Source organism: Streptomyces acidiscabies, from assembly GCF_020010905.1.
Lineage (GTDB): Bacteria > Actinomycetota > Actinomycetes > Streptomycetales > Streptomycetaceae > Streptomyces > Streptomyces acidiscabies.
In genome coordinates, this window is sequence record NZ_JAGJBY010000001.1 from 1,378,278 (window position 1) to 1,392,608 (window position 14,331).

General features: G+C 73.0%; 13 protein-coding genes and 1 tRNA gene. 9 read left to right on the top strand and 5 right to left on the bottom strand.

Features of this window, described 5'->3' with window-relative positions:
- Positions 1-74, top strand: a tRNA-Ala gene (locus tag J8M50_RS06620).
- A gap of 182 nt (positions 75-256) precedes the next feature.
- On the opposite strand, the gene J8M50_RS06625 is transcribed toward J8M50_RS06620, so the two are convergent.
- Positions 257-1,018: a sulfite exporter TauE/SafE family protein gene (locus tag J8M50_RS06625; RefSeq protein ID WP_010354979.1), complete on the bottom strand. Its 762-nt coding sequence runs from the start codon at positions 1,016-1,018 to the stop codon at positions 257-259.
- Between the two features lie 84 nt (positions 1,019-1,102).
- Between J8M50_RS06625 and J8M50_RS06630 the strand changes: the two genes are divergently transcribed.
- Positions 1,103-2,029 carry a LysR family transcriptional regulator gene (locus tag J8M50_RS06630; RefSeq protein ID WP_010354978.1) on the top strand — a complete coding sequence of 309 codons (927 nt, stop codon included), beginning with the start codon at positions 1,103-1,105 and terminating at the stop codon, positions 2,027-2,029.
- Between the two features lie 104 nt (positions 2,030-2,133).
- On the opposite strand, the gene J8M50_RS06635 is transcribed toward J8M50_RS06630, so the two are convergent.
- Positions 2,134-4,539: an FtsX-like permease family protein gene (locus J8M50_RS06635; RefSeq protein WP_010354977.1), complete on the bottom strand. Its 2,406-nt coding sequence runs from the start codon at positions 4,537-4,539 to the stop codon at positions 2,134-2,136.
- Positions 4,533-5,402, bottom strand: coding sequence for an ABC transporter ATP-binding protein (locus J8M50_RS06640; protein WP_010354976.1), 870 nt, complete (start codon positions 5,400-5,402; stop codon positions 4,533-4,535). Before J8M50_RS06640 ends, J8M50_RS06635 begins: the two co-directional genes overlap by 7 nt.
- 133 nt (positions 5,403-5,535) lie before the next feature.
- Between J8M50_RS06640 and J8M50_RS06645 the strand changes: the two genes are divergently transcribed.
- Both J8M50_RS06645 and J8M50_RS06650 read left to right on the top strand, forming a co-directional pair.
- Positions 5,536-6,831, top strand: a complete 1,296-nt coding sequence (locus tag J8M50_RS06645; protein ID WP_010354975.1) for a sensor histidine kinase — start codon at positions 5,536-5,538, stop codon at positions 6,829-6,831.
- Positions 6,832-6,850: 19 nt separating this feature from the next.
- Positions 6,851-7,498: a response regulator transcription factor gene (locus tag J8M50_RS06650; protein WP_010354974.1), complete on the top strand. Its 648-nt coding sequence runs from the start codon at positions 6,851-6,853 to the stop codon at positions 7,496-7,498.
- A 252-nt stretch (positions 7,499-7,750) separates the two neighbouring features.
- Here the strand turns inward: J8M50_RS06650 and J8M50_RS06655 are convergent, their stop codons facing one another.
- Positions 7,751-8,227 (bottom strand): GNAT family N-acetyltransferase, encoded by a 477-nt coding sequence (locus J8M50_RS06655; protein WP_010354972.1) that lies wholly within the window; start codon positions 8,225-8,227, stop codon positions 7,751-7,753.
- Between the two features lie 119 nt (positions 8,228-8,346).
- Here J8M50_RS06655 and J8M50_RS06660 point away from each other — a divergent pair, with 119 nt between their 5' ends.
- Complete coding sequence (locus J8M50_RS06660) at positions 8,347-9,168, top strand: exodeoxyribonuclease III (protein WP_086014013.1); 822 nt, start codon at positions 8,347-8,349, stop codon at positions 9,166-9,168.
- Between the two features lie 48 nt (positions 9,169-9,216).
- Here the strand turns inward: J8M50_RS06660 and J8M50_RS06665 are convergent, their stop codons facing one another.
- The gene (locus J8M50_RS06665) at positions 9,217-9,834 is read right to left on the bottom strand and encodes a MerR family transcriptional regulator (RefSeq protein WP_040836887.1); all 618 of its coding nucleotides are present in this window, start codon (positions 9,832-9,834) and stop codon (positions 9,217-9,219) included.
- Between the two features lie 172 nt (positions 9,835-10,006).
- Here J8M50_RS06665 and J8M50_RS06670 point away from each other — a divergent pair, with 172 nt between their 5' ends.
- The 4 genes from J8M50_RS06670 (at position 10,007) to J8M50_RS06685 (ending at position 14,302) form a co-directional block, all read left to right on the top strand.
- Positions 10,007-11,548 carry a flavin-containing monooxygenase gene (locus J8M50_RS06670; protein ID WP_010354969.1) on the top strand — a complete coding sequence of 514 codons (1,542 nt, stop codon included), beginning with the start codon at positions 10,007-10,009 and terminating at the stop codon, positions 11,546-11,548.
- On the top strand, positions 11,545-12,411 hold the full coding sequence (locus J8M50_RS06675) for an alpha/beta fold hydrolase (protein WP_010354968.1): 867 nt from the start codon (positions 11,545-11,547) through the stop codon (positions 12,409-12,411). The genes J8M50_RS06670 and J8M50_RS06675 overlap by 4 nt, the downstream gene beginning before the upstream one ends.
- Entirely contained in the window at positions 12,408-13,295 is an 888-nt protein-coding gene (locus J8M50_RS06680) for an SDR family oxidoreductase (RefSeq protein ID WP_010354966.1), read from the top strand. Before J8M50_RS06675 ends, J8M50_RS06680 begins: the two co-directional genes overlap by 4 nt.
- A gap of 113 nt (positions 13,296-13,408) precedes the next feature.
- Positions 13,409-14,302, top strand: coding sequence for an aminoglycoside phosphotransferase APH(3') (locus tag J8M50_RS06685; protein ID WP_010354964.1), 894 nt, complete (start codon positions 13,409-13,411; stop codon positions 14,300-14,302).
- The last annotated feature ends 29 nt before the right edge of the window (positions 14,303-14,331 follow it).

Sequence of the window (14,331 nt, forward strand, 5' to 3'; positions counted from 1 at the left end):
GGGCCTGTGGCGCAGTCTGGTAGCGCACCTCGTTCGCATCGAGGGGGTCTGGGGTTCAAATCCCCACAGGTCCACCCGCAACAACTGCTCGCTACGCGAGAGCAGTTGAGAAGACCCCATCCAATCGGATGGGGTCTTCTGTTTTGCCCGGACGGCCCCGGCTGACGGGGTGCCGGAGGCCGTAGGACGGGAGTTGGGGCGTCCAGGGTGCGTCGAGGGCTTCAGGGCGCCGTAGTTGGTCATCGGGCCGGCCCCGTCACCCGCGCAGGAAGTACAGGACTGTCATGGCCGCCGCTGTGGTCAGGACGACGCCCTGGAGCAGCCGGGACGGCATACGGCGGCCCAGATGCGCACCGGCGAAGCCGCCGATCACCGCGCCCGCGAGGAGGGCCGTCAGGTGGCGTGGGGCGCTCAGCGCGTCGGAGGCGGTGAGGAACAGGACCGTCGCGCTCAGGTAGACGGCCGTCACCTGCGCCGTACGCATCGGATTGCCGGTCGCCGCGTCGAGGCCCGTACCGACGCTCCACAGGGCCATCATCATGATGCCTACGGCTCCGCCGAAGTATCCGCCGTACACACCGAGCAGGAACTGGCCCGTCAGCAGGGCGGGCGGGGACAGCAGGGCCGTGCGCCCGCGCGAGGCGGCGAGGGCCCGGGAGAGGCGCGGGCCGCAGGCCAGGGTCACCGTCGCGAAGGCCAGCAGCCAGGGCACCGCCGCGTCGAAGGACGAGGCCGGGAGCGCCAGCAGGAGACCCGCGCCGACCAGGCCGCCGACGACGCTGATCGCCGTCAGCGTCCGCGTGGCGACCCCTTTGACCTGCTCGATCTCCCGCCGGTACACCCACGCGCTCGCCACCGAGCCGGGGACGAGCGCGACCCGGGACACCGCGTTCGCGGTGACCGGCGGCACGCCGAGGGCGACGAGGGCGGGCAGCGCGACGAACGTACCGCCGCCCCCTATGGCGTTCAGGGCGCCGGAGGCGACACCGGCCAGCAGGACGAGCAGCAACTCGGACATTCGACGAGCATCCCCGTACGACCGGCGCGCCCACAATGCGTGATCGACTCATCCTGCCTCAGGCACGGCCATAGGCTCAGAGCCGTGCGCTACGACCTGGACGACCTGCGGCTCTTCCTCCACACCGTGACGGAAGGGTCGATCACGGCAGGCGCCCGGCGGATGCACCTGAGCCTCCCGTCGGCCAGCGCGCGCGTACGCGCGTTGGAGCGGCAGGCCGGCGTGCCGCTCCTGGTGCGCGAACGGCGCGGCGTACGGCCCACCCCGGCGGGCACGACGCTCGCCCGGCACGCGCGCGACGTCCTCGACCGGACCGCGCGCCTGGAGAGCGCCGTCGCCAGCTACAGCCGTTCACCCACGGCCCCGCTGGTCCTGCTGGGCGGCGGCTCGGCCATGCACCGGCTCGTGCCGCGCGCCCTGGTGACGTTCCTGCGCGCGCACCCGGACGTCGACGTCACGGTCTGCGAGAGCCCCACCCCGGGGACCGTGCGCAGGCTCGCCGACGGACAGGCGGACCTGGGGGTCGTCCTGGACGCCGAGGCCCGCGACTGCGGGCTGCGGACCGAGCCGCTGGGCGACGACTCCCTCGTCGTGATCGGCCGGGCCGGAGGGATTCTCGCCGGGCGTACGGCCCTGTCGTACGGCGAGGTCGCCGAGCATCCGCTCGTCGGGCTCGACGAGAGTTCGTCGCTGCGCCGCTGGATCGAACGGCGCCTCGGGGAGCGCGCACCGGTGGTGCGGTACCGGACGACTGTCGCGAGCCTGAACGTCCAAGTGGCGCTCGCCGCCGGTGGTGTCGGCCTCGCGGTCGTTCCGCGCCGGGCTCTCGATCCGGGCCGGTCGCTGGACGTGTGCGAACTCCAGGATCCCTGGGCCCGTCGGCATCATCTGCTGGCCTGGGGCGTCAAGGACGGGCCGCAGGCGGCTGTCACGGCCCTTGCGGATCATTTGAGGCGTGCGGCCCTGGCGGAGCCGTCGGCGGGGGCTCAGACGGCTGCTGAGGGCGCCTGAAGGGCCCGTGCGGTTCCGGTCTCGGCTCGCCCGGCGTTGCACGGGTTCCGCCCCGACCTGCGAGGGCATCCGTCCGGGCACGGCTTGTCGCGCTCGCCGGCCCGTCACGGCTTCTGGTCCGACCGCGCGGCCAACGCCGCCGTCGACGCGGCGACCGCGAGCAGCGCGCAGACGGCGGTGGTCGCGCCGAGTGCCGTCCAGGGCGGGGACAGGGCCGGCGGGGCGGAGAGCAGGCCGAGCGCGGCGCTCATCCCGGAGAGGTCGACGAGTGTCACCAGGAGGCCCAGGAACGCCCCCGCGATGACGACGATCAGGGCCTCCAGGGCGGTGAGGCGCAGGAGTTGGGCGCGCGTCGCGCCGGTCAGCCGCAGGGACCTCAGCTCGCGGCCCCGGTCGGAGGCGGCCATCAACAGGGTGTTGACCAGAGCGACGGCCGTGTAGAGCACGGCGATCCCCAGGACGAGGAAGACCCCCACGCGCGCGGCACGGTTCGAGGCCGGGCGACTGGCCGTCACCCACTGGTCCTTGGTGAGCAGCCGTACGCCGTCCACCGCGCGCAGCGCCGACTCCACCACCGCACGGTCGGCCCCCGCGCGCACGCGTACGTCGACGCGGTCGGTCTTCGCCCCAGGGGCGTTCGCCGGGGTGACGTACGCGCCGCCCGCGCCCGTGCCGACGGCCAGGACGGCAGCGATCCGCAGGGTCCGGGGCGTGCCGTCCGCGAGCCATACGCGGACCTCGTCGCCGACCCTGTGGCGGGCCCACTCCTCGGTGACGACGATCGAGCGGTCGTCGAGGTCGGTGATCCGCCCGGCGGTCACCGGCAGGCGCGCGGTGGCGGACAGCAGGGCCGGATCGACCGCGCGGGCCTCGGACTTCACCAGGGCGACGCCGTCCTCCAGGGTGTGCAGGACCGTGGGGGAGGAAGCGGACACGTCGGCTCCCGGGACGTCCCTCAGGCGCGCGACGGAGGCCGGGTCCGAGGGCAGGGCCACGAAGTCGGCGGCCGTCTGCTGGCGCGCCTCACGCGCGCGGGCCTCCGCGAGGGTCGCGGGCGCGCCCAGGAGGGAGCCCGACAGGGCGACGGCGACCAGGACGGGCGCCGCGAGGGAGGCGGTGCGGCGCAGCGCGGTGGACGCGTTCTCACGCGCGAGGAGGCCCACAACGCCCCGGAAGCGGGTCGCCGGCCAGGAGAGCAGCCGGACCAGGGGGCGGATCAGCGCGGGGGACAGCAGGGCCACCGCCGTGATCAGGAGCATGGGGCGGCTGATGTACGTCTTGCGGTGCAGCAGGTCGCCCGGATCGGTCAGCAGCGCGTACGCGAGGGTCGCGACCGCCGTCAGCAGCAGGGCCGCCCCGCAGAGCCGGCGTCCCCGGGGCAGGGTGTCCGTGTCGACGGACGCCTCGCGCAGGGCCTGCGACGGGGCGGTGCGGCCCGCGCGCCAGGACGCGGCGACGGCGCCGCTCAGAGCGACCGTCAGGCCCGTCCAGAACGCCACGTGGTACGGCCAGGTCCGGCCTCCCACGGCGAACCACGCGGGGGCGAGACCGGCGTCGACCACCAAGGCGCCCGCGTACGGTGCCGCGTACGCGCCGAGCGCGCAGCCCGCCGCCGACGCCAGGGCGCCGATCAGCAGGGCCTCCGCGAGGACCGTCCGCCGGACCTGGCCCGGTGTCGCGCCCGCCATGCGCAACAGGCCGAACTCACGGCGGCGTTGGGCGACCGTGAAGGCGAACGTGGAAGCCACGACGAAGACCGACACGAACGCCGTGACCCCGCCCGCCGTCCCGAACAGGGCGTTCAGTCCCGTCAGTTGCTCCGCCTGCCGGTCGGCGTCCGGGTCGGCTTCGGCCCGCGCGGCGCCGGTCAGGACTTGGACATCCGTGCCCGCGAGCGCGGCGCGCACGGCTGTCGCGTCGGCCTCGACGACCGCTTGGACGGTCTGCGGGGCGAGGGCGGTTGCCTGGGTATCCGTGAAGAAGACCGCGCGCTCGAAACCGAGGTCTTCCGCGATTCCGACGACCTTGAACGAGCCGTGGGGTGTGCGGAGTTGGGAGCCCAGAGCAGTCCAGCCGCCGGTTGCCACGACTTCGCGGGAACTTTGCGGTGGATGCCCCTCGTTGAGGCGGTACGAGGCGAAACGCGCCGTCGGCCAGGGGTGGCCGACGAGGTCGGTGGGGCCGCCGGTGACGGGGACCGGGAAGGAGCGGTCCTCGGTGACGCGGCCGACGGTGCGCAGGGCGGTGAGGGTTTCGGCGGAGAGAGGGTGCGGGGTGGCGAGTTCGGCGGTGCGGACACCGGTCGGCGTGGGGACGCGCAGGGTGTCCTGGGCGCGGACCACCACGGGCGCGGACGCGAAGCGCTCGGGGACGGGCGCGGGCGCCTGGAGGGTGGCGGCCAGCGCCTGTCCCATGACGACAAGGAGGGCTACGGCGGGGGTGAGGGCGATGAAGGCGCCGAGGAAGGTCATCCAGCGTGTGCGCAGGCCGGAGAGGGTGAGGCTCAGCACGGGAGGGCCTCCTGGCGGGCTCCGGGGCCGTCTTGAGGGCCCGGTCGCGCGCTGTCGGGACCAGGTGGGCCGTGGGGATCAGGCGCTGTGCGCCGGGACCCCGGACGCGCCCCCGCCGTCAGCCCCGCCATCCGTGCCGCGATCGTCTCCGCCCCCGCGCCCGTCAGCTCGCCGTGCACGCGGCCGTCGACCAGGAACAGCACCCGGTCCGCGTACGACGCGGCCAGCGGATCGTGGGTCACCATGACGACCGTCTGGCCCTCGGTGTCGACCATCCCGCGCAGCAGGCGCAGCACCTCGCGGCCGGTCGTCGAGTCCAGGGCGCCGGTCGGTTCGTCGCCGAACAGCACGCGCGGGCGGGTGATCAACGCCCGGGCGAGGGCGACGCGTTGCTGCTGGCCGCCCGACAACTCGCCGGGGCGGTGGCCCGCGCGGTCGGCGAGGCCGACCCGGGCGAGCACCTCGCGCACCCGCGCGGACGACGGACGCCGCCCGGCCAGCCGCAGCGGCAGGGCCACGTTCTGCGCGGCCGTCAGGGACGGCAGCAGGTTGAACGACTGGAACACGAAGCCGATGTGCGCGCGCCGCAGCAGCGTGAGCCGCCGCTCGCCGAGGCCGGTCAGCTCGGTGCCGTCGATCCGCACCGAACCCGACGTCGGCCGGTCCAGCCCCGCCGCGCACTGGAGCAGCGTCGACTTGCCCGAGCCGGACGGCCCCATGACGGCCGTGAAGGACCCGGCGGGAAGCGTGAGGGAGAGGTCGTCGAGGGCCGTCACGCCGGCGCCGTACCACCTGGTCACGGAGGTCAGCTGGACGGCGGGGCGGGGCGCGGCGCCGTCCCGATGCGGAGTCGTCGAGGTCATGGCTCCACGAAACCGCCGCGACCCGCGCGCGGTCGCTGGGGCAGGGGCGAGACCTGGGGTAGGGCCAGGCATACCCCCGAGGGTCGGTTCCGCCGTATGGCCGGGGCGGCGCGGCGCTTCTACGGTGATCCGCATGGGGCGGGACGAGCGTGCGCGCGATGTGTGGGAGGGCCTGGCCGGGCGGGGGTACCTGCTGTCCCCGTGGCCGTGGCGGGCGGTGCTGTATCTGCTGACGGGCGCGGTGACCGGGGCCTTCGTGCTGGTGGGGCTGGTCCTGCTGGCGGTGGCGGGGAGTGTTCTCGCCGTCGTCCTCGTCGGACTGCCGCTGCTCGGCTGCCTCGCCTTCGCGGGACTGCCCGTCGCCGCGCTGGAGCGGCGCCGGCTGCGGCTCGTCGACCGGGAGGAGGCGTCCGGGGCGCATGCCGAGCCCGCCGTGCCGGGGCTGCGGGGCTGGCTGGCCGTACGCGCGCGGGAGCGGGCCACCTGGCGGGAGCTGGGGCACACCCTGCTGACGGCCTGCCTGTGGTGGCCGGCCGAAGCGGTGCTGCTCGCCCTCGCGCTGGGCGGGCCCCTGACGATGATCGCGGCGCCGGTGCTGTTCGGCACGGTCGGGGGCGGGCGCGAGACCAAGGTGCTCAAGGTGTGGACGGTCACCGGCTGGCCCGCAGCGTTCGCCGCCTGCCTGGGCGGCGTCGTGCTGCTGGCTGCCGGGCTCTACGTCATCGGCGTCGCGGCGGGTGCGCGCGGGGCGCTGACCCGGCTGCTCGTCACCCCGCGCGCGGGCGACCTCGGCGCACGGGTCGTCGAACTCACCCGCTCCCGGGCCCGGTTGGTCGACGCCTTCGAGGCCGAGCGCCGGCGCATCGAACGCGACCTGCACGACGGCGCCCAGCAGCGGCTCGTCGCCCTCTCCATGGCCCTCGGACTCGCCCGCCTCGACGCATCGCCCGGCAGCCCCCTCGCCGCACAGCTCGCGCGGGCGCACGAGGAGGCGGGTGCGGCCCTCGCCGAACTGCGCGAGCTGATCCAGGGCATCCACCCCCGGGTCCTCGTCGACCACGGGCTGCCGGTGGCCGTCGCCGACGTCGCCGACCGCTCACCCGTACCCGTCGACACGCACTGTGCGCTCCCCGGGCGGCTTCCCGACGCCGTCGAGGCCACCGCGTACTTCGTCGTCCGGGAGGCGCTCGCCAACGTCGCCAAGCACAGTGGCGCCGGGCGGGCCTGGATACGGGTCGAACAGCGGGGCGGGCGGCTCGTGGTGGAGGTCGGCGACGACGGGCGCGGCGGGGCGGACAGCTCCGGCGGGACCGGGATCACCGGGCTCGCCGACCGGGTGTCGGTGGTCGGTGGGAGACTGGCGCTCACCAGTCCGGCGGGCGGGCCGACCGTGCTGCGGGCGGAGATGCCCTGCGCCGCCGGGTGTTGACGGGGGAGGGGACACGCCGGTGGGGCTGAGGGTCGTCCTGGCCGAGGACAGCGTTCTGCTGCGCGACGGGCTGGGCGCCCTGCTCGCGCGGTTCGGGCACGAGGTCGTCGCGGCCGTCGGGGACGCGGACAGACTGCTCGTGGCGGCGCGGGAACACACGCCCGACGTCGTCGTCACCGACGTACGGATGCCGCCCGGCTTCCAGGACGAGGGGCTGCGCGCCGCCGTCCTGCTGCGCGCGGAGCGGCCCGGGCTGCCGGTGCTCGTGCTCAGCCAGTACGTCCAGCACGCCTACGCGGCCGACCTCCTCGACTCCGGGGACGGCACCGGCGTCGGCTACCTCCTCAAGGACCGCGTCGGACAGGTCGAGGAGTTCGTCGCCGCGCTCACCGAGGTCGCGGGCGGCGGGACGGTCGTCGATCCCGAAGTCGTACGGCAGTTGCTGCGCCGCCGCCGGGATCCGCTCGCGCGCCTGACCGCGCGGGAGAAGGAGGTGCTGGCGCTGGTCGCCGAGGGGCGGTCCAACGCGGCGGTCGCCCGGGAGCTGGTGGTCTCCGAGGCGGCGGTGGGGAAGCACATCGGGTCCATCCTCGCGAAGCTGGATCTGCCGCCGGCGGAGGACGGGCATCGGAGGGTGCTGGCGGTGCTGGCGTTCTTGCGGGGATAAGGGGGTGAGGGGGTGCGCGGAAAAAAGTTCGGGGGAATCCGTGGATCCGTGAACCGGGCGGCGGGGTCGGAACGATGAAGGGGTACAGGCCGGAAACCGGGAGCGGAAAAGGGAGCGGAAGGGAAGAGGAGGAGCCGGTGAGGGAGATGCGGGGAGCGGTGAGGTCGGGATGAGGGCGAGAGCGGCAGTGGACCGCCGGGTGAGGCGGCGGTCCGGTCGGGCCGGTGCCGTCGGCGGCAGCCCGAGCGTCGGCTACAGAGTCTTCGCGTAGCAGCGGCTCGAATCGAAGTCGCGGTAGTAGCCGAACTTCGGGCAGGGCTCGTAGCCGCTGGAGACGTAGAGGGCGATGGCCTCGGGCTGCTCGGTGCCGGTCTCCAGGACCATGCGGGTGCGGCCGGCGGCGCGGGCGTCGTCCTCCAGGGTGGCGAGGATGCGGCGGGCGAGGCCGAGTCCGCGCATCTCGCGGATGACGAACATGCGCTTCAGCTCGGCGTCGCCGTCCGAGTACCCCTCGTCGTTCTCGTCCTGGCTGCGCCAGCCGCCGGTGGCGACGGGGCGGTCGGAGTCGTCGTAGGCGATGAGGTAGAGGCCCCGGGGCGGCTGGAAGTCGGCAGGGTCCAGGTGGGTGGCGTCGCCGCCGTCGCCGTAGCGCTCGTGGTACTCGGCCTGGACCTCGTCGTTGAGCTTGACGGCGTCGGGGTGGTCGAAGGAGAGGCGGCGTATGTTCATGCGAATCACTGTACTTCTATGCAGAAAGGGAGGTGGATGGTTATCCGGGCTTGGTCCAGTGTGCCGGTATCGTTCCCGCGGGCCGACGGTGACCAGGGTGAAGGTGTCACGGGGCCGCGATGCGAGAGGCGAGTGTTGTGTTCACCGTGACCACCGTGAACGTGAACGGGCTGCGGGCCGCCGCGAAGAAGGGCTTCGTGGAGTGGCTTGCGGAGACCTCCGCCGACGTGCTGTGCCTCCAGGAGGTGCGGGCCGAGGAGAAGCAGCTCCCGGAGGAGGTGCGGGCACCGGAGGGGTGGTTCGTCGTGCACGCGCCGGCCGCCGCGAAGGGGCGGGCCGGGGTCTCCCTCTACACGCGGCGTGAGCCCGACGCGGTGCGGGTCGGGTTCGGGTCGGAGGAGTTCGACGGCAGCGGGCGGTACGTCGAGGCCGACCTTCCCGGTGTGACCGTCGTCTCCCTCTACCTGCCCTCCGGTGAGGTCGGGACGGAGCGGCAGGACGAGAAGGTCCGGTTCATGGACGAGTTCCTCGCGCACCTCAAGGAGCTGCGGGTGCGGGCCGCCGCCGAGGGGCGCGAGGTTCTCGTCTGCGGCGACTGGAACATCGCCCACCAGCAGGCCGACCTCAAGAACTGGCGCGGCAACACCAAGAACTCCGGCTTCCTCCCGGAGGAGCGGGAGTGGCTGGGCGAGGTCTTCGGCGAGGGGAACGGGGGGTACGTCGACGTCATGCGGACCCTGCACCCCGACGTCGAGGGGCCGTACACCTGGTGGTCCTACCGGGGGCGCGCCTTCGACAACGACACGGGGTGGCGCATCGACTACCACGTCGCGACGCCGGGGCTCGCCGGGAAGGCGACGAAGGGGTACGTCGAGCGGGCGGCGACGCACGCGGAGCGGTGGTCGGACCATGCGCCGGTGACCGTGGTGTACGAGCTGTGAGGGACGGCCGGGACGCTGTGAGGCGGTAACGCCGTCACCCCCCGGCCCTCACTCCGCCTCGCGCAGCCGCCGGTCCAGGGACAGGGACAGTTCCGCGTCGAAGATCGCCTTGGCCAGGGGGCGCAGGCGGGGGAGGTGTTCGGGGGGGAGGTGCTGGAGGAGGGTGGTGGTGAAGAGGTCGGCCAGGGCGTCCGTGTGGGCGCGGACCTCGTGGGCCGCCGCGAGGATGTCCGCGAGGGGGATGCCCTCGTGGACGAGGGTGGAGGAGACGTCCAGGAGGCGGCGGCTGATGTGGACGATCTCGTCGCCGTCGGTGCCGAGGTAGCCGAGGGAGAGGGCGGCGGCGAGGTTCTCCGGGGTGGTCTGGCCCTCGAAGCGGGCCGCGAGTTCCTCGGGGGTGAGGCGGACCGGTTCCTCCTCCGTGGGGGCGAGGCCCAGGATGTCGGTGATGTCGCGGCCGTGGTCGAGGGCCTCGGCGAGTTCGGCGATGCCGGTGAGGGTGTGGCCGCGTTCGAGGAGCGCCGCGATCGTGCGCAGGCGGGCGAGGTGGTGGTCGTCGTACCAGGCGATGCGGCCCTCGCGGCGGGGCGGCGCGAGGAGCTTGCGTTCGCGGTAGAAACGCAGGGTCCGCACGGTGATGCCGGCCAGGGACGCCAGCTCCTCCATGCGGTATTCACGCTTCGCCGAGTTCTCGTCCTGCCTGTCCGCCACGCCCAGACCTTATGTCGTACCGTCGGTAACTTTCCTCCGTGTGACCCCTACCCATCGGTATGGAGCTGCTCTACAGTCCGACTGTGCCAGTGATTACTGGCGCGGTCGCGCGAAGGAGGGCGTCCCCATGGCCGGACGCGAGCATGTGCGGGTGGCGGTCGTCGGGTCCGGGTTCGGCGGGCTCGGGGCCGCGGTGCGGTTGCGGCGGGAGGGGATCACGGACTTCGTGGTCCTGGAGCGTGCGGACAGTGTGGGCGGTGCCTGGCGGGACAACACCTATCCGGGGTGCGCCTGCGACGTTCCGTCGCACCTGTACTCCTTCTCCTTCGCGCCCAACGCCGAGTGGCCGCGCACCTTTTCGGGCCAGGGCCACATCCGCGCCTACCTGGAGAAGGTCGCGGACGTCTTCGGGATCCGGCCGCACCTGCGGTTCGGCTCCGAGGTCAAGCGGATGGCGTGGAACACGGAGCGCCTGTGCTGGGACATCGAGACCGCGTCCGGTGAACTCTCCGCCGACATGGTCGTCTCGGCGACCGGCCCGCTCTCCGACCCGAAGATGCCGGACGTCCCCGGACTGGAGACGTTCCCGGGCGAGGTCTTCCACTCCGCGCGCTGGAACCACGGCTACGACCTGCGCGGCAAGCGCGTCGCGGTGATCGGCACGGGCGCGTCGGCGATCCAGATCGTCCCGGCGATCCAACCCCTCGTCTCCGAACTGACGTTGTTCCAGCGGACCCCGGCCTGGGTCATGCCGCGCGTCGACCGCGCGATCAGCGGCGCCGAACGCGCCCTGCACCGCGCACTCCCGTTCACGACAAAGGCGCGGCGCGGACTCCTGTGGGGCATGAGGGAGTTGCAGGTCCAGGCGTTCACGAAGCACCCCAATGAACTCGGTTTCGTCGAGCAGTTGGCCAAGCGGAACATCGCCAGGGCCGTCAAGGACCCGGAACTACGGGCCAAGTTGACCCCCGACTACCGCATCGGCTGCAAGCGCATCCTGCTGTCCAGCGCCTACTACCCGGCGCTCGCGCAGCCCAACGTGGACGTCGTCGCGAGCGGCCTCGCCGAGATCCGCGGCAACACGCTGGTCGCCGCCGACGGCAGTACGGCGGAGGTCGACGCGATCGTCTTCAGCACCGGCTTCCACGTCACCGACATGCCGATCGCTGACCGCGTCGTCGGCACCGACGGCCGTACTCTCGGGGAGAGTTGGGGAGTCAACGGCATGGAGGCGCTGCGCGGCGCTTCGGTCGCCGGGTTCCCGAACTGGATGACGGTCATCGGACCCAACACCGGCCTCGGCAACTCCTCGATGATCCTGATGATCGAGTCGCAGCTCAACTACATGGCCGACTATCTGCGCCAACTCGACGTCCTGGGCGGGGAGGTGGCGCTCGACGCCCGCCCCAGCGCCGTGCACCGCTGGAACCGGCGCGTGCAGGACCGCATGGAGCGGACCGTCTGGAACACCGGCGGCTGCGTGAGCTGGTACCTCGACGCGCAGGGCCGCAACACGACCGTGTGGCCGGGCACGACGAGCGAGTTCCGCCGCGCGACCCGCCGCGTCGACCTGGCCGAGTACGAGGTGCTCAGGCGGCCCAAGAAGCCGAAGGAACCCAACTCGGCCAAGGACAGCGGCAGTTACGACACCGCCGAGGTGACCGCATGAGGACCCTCACGGCCACCTCCCAGGACGGCTCACCCCTGCACGTCGAGATCCACGGCCCCGACACCGCCCCCGCCGTCGTCCTCGTGCACGGCTGGACCTGCTCAACAGCCTTCTGGCAAGCGCAGATCGACGACCTCTCCCGCGATCACCGCGTCATCGCCTACGACTTGCGCGGCCACGGCAGTACCCCCGCGAGCCCGGCCGTCAGTACGACAGCCCTGGCCGACGACCTCGAAGCGGTGCTGCTCGCCACCCTCGCGCCGGGCGAGAAGGTGGTGGTCGCCGGTCACTCGATGGGCGGCATGACGGTGATGGCCGCCGCGACCCGACCGGCGTTCAGGGAGCACGTCGCCGCAAGTCTCCTGTGCAGCACGGGGAGTTCGCGACTGGTCGCCGAGTCGACGGTCGTCCCCCTCAAGGCCGGGCGGGCGCGGACCTGGCTCACCGGGAAGATCATCGGGTCGAAGGCGCCGCTTGGCCCGGTCACCCCCGTCGGCAAGAAGATCCTCAAGTACGCGACGATGGGCCCCGGTTCGACCCCCGAGGTGGTCGAGAAGTGCGCGCGGATCGTGCACGCGTGCCCCCGGAAGGTGCGGTACGCCTGGTCGCGGGTCCTCGAATCACTCGAACTCGGCGACCAGCTCGGCCAGTTGACCATCCCCACCGCCATCGTCACCGGCACCGCCGACCGCCTCACCCCACCCGTCCACGCCCGGGCCCTCGCCGCCGCGCTCCCCAACTGCCTCGGCCTCACCGAGCTGTACGGCATCGGCCACATGACCCCCGTCGAGGCGCCGGACCTCGTGAGCGCGCGGATACGCGAACTGACCACCACCTACAGCCAGTTGAAGGAGGGCGCATGAGCAAGGTGAGCCTCGACGGACAGGTCGCCGTCATCACCGGGGCCGCGCGCGGCGTCGGCGAGCTGCTCGCGCGGAAACTCTCCGCGCGCGGCGCGACCGTCGCCCTCGTCGGCCTCGAACCCGAGGCGCTCAAGGAGGTCTCCGAACGGCTGCACGGCGAGAGCGGTTACTGGTACGCCGACGTCACCGACCAGGACGGCATGAACCGGGTCGCCGAAGAGGTGAAGGAACGCTTCGGGAAGATCGACATCGTCGTCGCGAACGCCGGGGTCGCCGCCGGGGGCACCTTCCTCGACTCCGACCCCGACGCGTGGCGGCGCGTCATCGAGGTCAACCTCATCGGCTCCGCCGTCACCGCCCGCGCCTTCCTGCCGGTCCTCATCGAGAGCCGCGGCTACCTCCTCCAGATCGCCTCCCTCGCCGCGCTCACCCCGGCGCCGATGATGAGCGCGTACTGCGCCTCCAAGTCGGGCGTCGAGGCGTACGCGCACAGCCTGCGCGCCGAGGTCGGCTACCGGGGGGTCCGCGTCGGCGTCGGCTACCTCTCCTGGACCGACACCGACATGGTGCGCGGCGCCGACCAGGACGACGTCATGCGCGAACTGCGCCAGCGCCTGCCGTGGCCCGCCAACAAGACGTACCCCCTCGGCCCCGCCGTCGAGCGCATAGCCGACGGGATAGAGCGCCGGTCCAGCCACGTCTACGGCCAGTGGTGGCTGCGCGGTATGCAGGGTGTACGCGGGTACCTCCCCGGAGTGATCGGCTCGGTCGGCGCACGCGAGATGCGCCGGGTCGCACCTCGGCTGTCCGGGATGAGTACGGGGCTGGTGGGGGCGGGCGGGACCGCCGACGAGACGGCCAGAGCGGGGGCGGGGAAGGGGTGAACGCCGGGGGAGTCCCTCGGAGGTGTAGCCCAGCGGTACCTGGGAGGTAGCTCGGAGGTATGAGGAAGGGTGGTCCCCCGGAGGTTTTACGGGGAGCACGTACGCTGCGGACCATGCAGCGCACTGACACCGACGAAGCCCTCGTCCGCAGTCTCCTCCGCGATCAGCAGCCCGACCTCGCCGACCTCCCCATCCGCCCCGTCGCGGGCGGCTGGGGCAACCAACTCTGGCGGGTGGGCGAGGACTTGGCGGTACGGCTGCCGATGACGGACGACGCTCCCGTGCTCCTCGCCCAGGAGTTTCGCTGGCTGCCGGAACTCGCCGAGCGGCTCCCGCTGCCCGTGCCGATCCCACTGCGGTTCAGCGAGCCGAGCGACCTTTTTCCCAAGCCGTGGACGGTCGTGACGTGGGTCCCGGGAGAGCCGGCGGACGGCGTCGAGATCACCGACGGCCAGCGCTCGGCGGAAGCCCTCGCCGAGTTCCTCCGCGCGCTGCACCAACCGGCGCCCCAGGACGCACCCCTCAATCCCAGCCGCTGCGGTGAACTCGCCCCGCTCAAGGACGGGTTCGAGGCGGGGCTCGAAAGGCTGGTGGACATCGTCGACGTCCCCCGGATCCGCGAGGTGTGGAACAGGGCTGTCGCCGCGCCGAGTTGGGACGGTCCGCCGGTCTGGGTGCACGTGGATCTCCACCCTGCCAACGCCGTTGTCACGGACGGTGTCCTCTCCGGGATCATCGACTTCGGCGACATGGGCGCCGGCGACCCGGCCGCCGACATCGCCGCCGCGTGGAAGCTGCTCCCCGAGGGCGCGGCGGACCCCTTCCTGCGGGCCTACGGCGTCGCCGACGAGGCGATGATCCACCGCGCCCAGGGCTGGGCCGTGCTCTCGGCGTTCGGCCTGCTCAGCATCGGCCAGGCATGGGAGAAGGGCCTGCCGGGCGGCCAGCCGACGTGGGGTAGGGCGGGACGCCGGACGCTGGAACGGGTGCTGGCGCACGGGGAGTGAGGGGAACGCGGGTACTACCCCGCTACCTC